The organism is Actinomycetospora sp. (assembly GCF_055612215.1).
In genome coordinates this window covers 1-3,858 of the sequence record NZ_JBVPVA010000393.1, presented here as the reverse complement: position 1 = coordinate 3,858, position 3,858 = coordinate 1, and the positions used below count along the sequence as shown (strand labels likewise).

The following is a 3,858-nucleotide window of genomic DNA, read 5'->3' as shown; positions in this document are numbered from 1 at the left end:
CTGCTGGACGCCCTCGCCGGAGACGTCGCGCGTGATCGACGGGTTCTCCGACTTCCGCGCGATCTTGTCGACCTCGTCGATGTAGATGATGCCGGTCTCGGCGCGCTTGACGTCGTAGTCCGCCGCCTGGATCAGCTTCAGCAGGATGTTCTCGACGTCCTCGCCGACGTAGCCGGCCTCGGTGAGCGCCGTGGCGTCCGCGATCGCGAAGGGGACGTTGAGCAGCTTCGCGAGGGTCTGCGCGAGGTAGGTCTTGCCGCAGCCGGTGGGGCCGAGCATGAGGATGTTCGACTTCGCCAGCTCGACGACGTCGTCCGCGCGGGAGTTCTCGCGGTTCTTCTCCCCCGCCTGCACCCGCTTGTAGTGGTTGTAGACGGCGACGGAGAGGGTCTTCTTGGTGTCGTCCTGACCGATGACGTACTGGTCGAGGAACTCGTGGATCTCGGTCGGCTTCGGCAGCTCGTCGAGCTTGACCTCACCGGCCTCGGCGAGCTCCTCCTCGATGATCTCGTTGCACAGGTCGATGCACTCGTCGCAGATGTACACACCTGGCCCGGCGATGAGCTTCTTGACCTGCTTCTGGCTCTTCCCGCAGAAGGAGCACTTCAGCAGGTCCCCGCCGTCACCGATGCGTGCCATCGCAGCAGACCCCGTGTCCCATCCGGCGCACCCGGACGGTGCGCGCTGTCGTGATTGACCGTACCCGTCGACCCCGTCACCACGGGAGTTCCAGGAGAGCGGTGATCCTGCTGGTCGCGTGCCCGGTGCGGTCGGCGACGCGCCGCCCCGGCCGGGCGACGCGGTGGGCGGTCGTCGTGCACCGCCCACCGCGCCGGGCCACCGCTCAGCGGTTGGCCGAGAGCTTCCGGCTCGCCACGACGTCGTCGATGAGGCCGTACTCCTTGGCCTCGTCCGCCGTGAGGATCTTGTCGCGCTCGATGTCCTGGCGCACCTGCTCCGGCGTGCGGTGCGAGTGGTTCGCCAGGGTGGACTCGAGCAGCCGCCGCATGCGGGTGATCTCGTTGGCCTGGATCTCCAGGTCGGAGGCCTGACCGTAGAAGCCCTCGGTGGCCGGCTGGTGGATCATCACGCGGGCGTTCGGCACGGCCAGACGCTTGCCCGGCGCACCCGCGGCGAGCACGACCGCGGCGGCCGACGCGGCCTGCCCGAGGCAGACCGTCGCGATGTCGGGCCGGACGTACTGCATCGTGTCGTAGATCGCCATGAGCGCGGTGAAGGAGCCACCGGGCGAGTTGATGTACATGGTGATGTCGCGGTCCGGGTCGTTGGACTCCAGGAACAGCAACTGCGCCATGACGTCGTTCGCCGACGCGTCGTCGATCTGCACCCCGAGGAAGATGATGCGTTCCTCGAAGAGCTTGTTGTAGGGGTTGGACTCCTTGACGCCGTAGCTCGTCCGCTCGACGAACGACGGCAGGATGTACCGCGCCTCGGGACTGGCCCCGGCGTGACCACCGGGCTGGTAGAGCTCACTCATCGCGGTCTCCTCAGGCACTCGTGCCGTTGCCGTTGCCGTTGGCCCGGGACTCGGTCGAGCGGGCCACGACGTGGTCGATGAAGCCGTACTCGAGGGCCTCGTACGGGTCGAACCACCGGTCGCGGTCGGAGTCCTCGGTGATCTGCTCGAACGTCTGCCCGGTGTGCTCCGCGATCAGCTCGGCGAGCTGGCGCTTGAGCTTGCGCAGCGACTCCGCGCGGATGGTGATGTCGGTTTCCGTGCCGCCCAGGCCACCGGAGGGCTGGTGCATCATGATCTGCGCGTGCGGCAGGGCGAGGCGCTTGCCCCGCGTCCCCGCCGAGAGCAGGAACTGGCCCATCGACGCGGCGAGGCCCATGGCCACCGTCGAGACGTCGGGCTCGATCCACTGCATGGTGTCGTAGATCGCCATGCCGGCCGAGACCGAGCCGCCGGGCGAGTTGATGTACAGCGTGATGTCGCTGGTGGGGTCCTCCGCGGAGAGCAGGAGGAGCTGCGCGGAGATCTGGTTCGCGATCGAGTCGTTGACCTCCTGGCCGAGAACGATGATCCGTTCGCGGAGAAGGCGCTCGTAGACCGAGTCGTTGAGCGTCATCGACCCGCCGGCGGAACGCATGACCGCCCCGGACGGGTCGGAGAGGTGCTGGCTCACCTGTCCCTGCTTTCCTCGAGTGGGGTTGCTGACGTCGGTGTGGACGCCGGGCCGGCGACGACCCGGTGCCCGGGTCACGCGGTGCCCGCGTCGGCTGACACCGACACTAACGACCACGGAGCGTCGGAATGCCCCGCGACCGCCCGTGTTCGCTCTCGGCTCACCGATCCCCGCGACGGGGCGGTCCGGTCAGGCCTGTGGGCCGGACGAGGCGCTTGCCGCGGTGTCGGCGTCGGCGACCTCGGTGGCCTCGTCGGTCGGGCCCGCGGCGGCGTCGGCCCCCTCCACCACCACCGCGTCCTCGTCCTGGTCGGACCCCGACGCCGCCGTGGCGGTCTCGTCGGCCACCTCGGCGGCGTCCTCGCCGTCCTCCGGCGCGGCCGGACCGAACAGCTCCGAGAGGTCGACCTCGTCGCCGTCCGGGCCGGTGATGGTGGCGGCCTGGACGACCGTGGCGAGCGCCTTGCCGCGGCGGACGTCGGCGAAGATGGCGCCGAGCTGGTTGGCCTGCTGCGCCTGCTGGATGTACTCCTCGGGGCTGATCCCGAAGCGCTGCGCCTGCATGAAGATGCGCTCCATCAGCTCCTGCTGGTCGACCTGGACCTCGCTCTTCTCGGCGATCTCGTCCAGGAGCAGCTGGGTCTTCACCGCCTGCTCGGCGTTGGTGCGCAGCTCGGTGTCGAACTCCTCGCGGGTCTGGCCCTGCGACTCGACGTACTGCGTCAGCCGGTCCTCGTCGTGGTCGAACTCGTGCACGGCCTCGTGGGCGCGCACCTCGACCTCCTGCGCGACGACCGACTCGGGCACCGGGACGTCGGCCGCCTCGAGCAGCGCCTCGAGCACCTTGTCGCGCGCCTGGCCGGCCTGCTCCATCTTCTTGACGCGGCCGTGGCGCTCGCGCAGGTCGGCCTTCAGCTCGTCGAGCGTGTCGAACTCGCTCGCCAGCTGGGCGAACTCGTCGTCGGCCTCGGGGAGCTGGCGCTCCTTGACCGTCTGCACGGTCACCGTGACCTCGGCCTGCTCGCCGGCGTGGTCGCCCGCGACGAGCGTGGTGGTGAACTGCTTGGTCTCCCCCGCCGACATCCCCTCGAGGGCCTCGTCGAGCCCCTCGATGAGCTGGCCGGAGCCGACCTGGTGGCTCATCCCGGTGGTCTGCGCCTCCTCGACGGCCTCGCCGTTGACGGTGGCCGACAGGTCGATCACGACGAAGTCGTCCTTCGCCGCGGGACGCTGCACCCCGGTGAGCGTGCCGAAGCGCGCCTGCAGCCCGGTGAGCTGGTCCTCGACGTCCTCGTCGGTCACCTCGGCGGAGTCCACCGACACGGAGATCGACGAGTAGTCGGGCAGCGTGATCTCGGGGCGGACGTCGACCTCGGCGACGAAGGCGATCTGCTCGCCGTCGTCGATCCGCAGCGAGCCCGGGTCGATGTCCGGCTGACCGAGCGGCGTGACCTGGGCCTCGGTGACCGCCTCGCCGTACTTCTCCGGGATGGCGGTCTCGACGACCTCCTGGATCACGACCCCGCGGCCGATCCGCTGGTCGATGATGCGGGCGGGAGCCTTCCCGGGGCGGAACCCGGGGATGCGGACCTGCTGGGCGATCTTCTTGTACGCCTGGTCGAAGGTCGGCTTGAGCTCGTCGAACGGCACCTCGATCGCGAGACGGACGCGCGTCGGCGACAGGTGCTCGACGGTGGACTTCACAGCT

4 protein-coding genes are annotated in these 3,858 nt (G+C 69.5%); all 4 read right to left on the bottom strand.

The features are described from left to right. Positions 1 to 639 (bottom strand): ClpX C4-type zinc finger protein (locus AC0CYZ_RS11195; protein ID WP_472215252.1); only part of this gene is annotated, 639 nt, incomplete at its 3' end. 205 nt (positions 640 to 844) lie between these two features. Continuing rightward, on the bottom strand, positions 845 to 1,498 hold the full coding sequence (locus AC0CYZ_RS11190) for an ATP-dependent Clp protease proteolytic subunit (RefSeq protein WP_472215250.1): 654 nt from the start codon (positions 1,496 to 1,498) through the stop codon (positions 845 to 847). A 10-nt stretch (positions 1,499 to 1,508) separates the two neighbouring features. Next, positions 1,509 to 2,114, bottom strand: coding sequence for an ATP-dependent Clp protease proteolytic subunit (locus AC0CYZ_RS11185; protein WP_472215256.1), 606 nt, complete (start codon positions 2,112 to 2,114; stop codon positions 1,509 to 1,511). Positions 2,115 to 2,339: 225 nt separating this feature from the next. Further along, positions 2,340 to 3,854: a trigger factor gene (gene tig / locus AC0CYZ_RS11180; RefSeq protein ID WP_472215254.1), complete on the bottom strand. Its 1,515-nt coding sequence runs from the start codon at positions 3,852 to 3,854 to the stop codon at positions 2,340 to 2,342. Positions 3,855 to 3,858 lie beyond the last annotated feature (4 nt).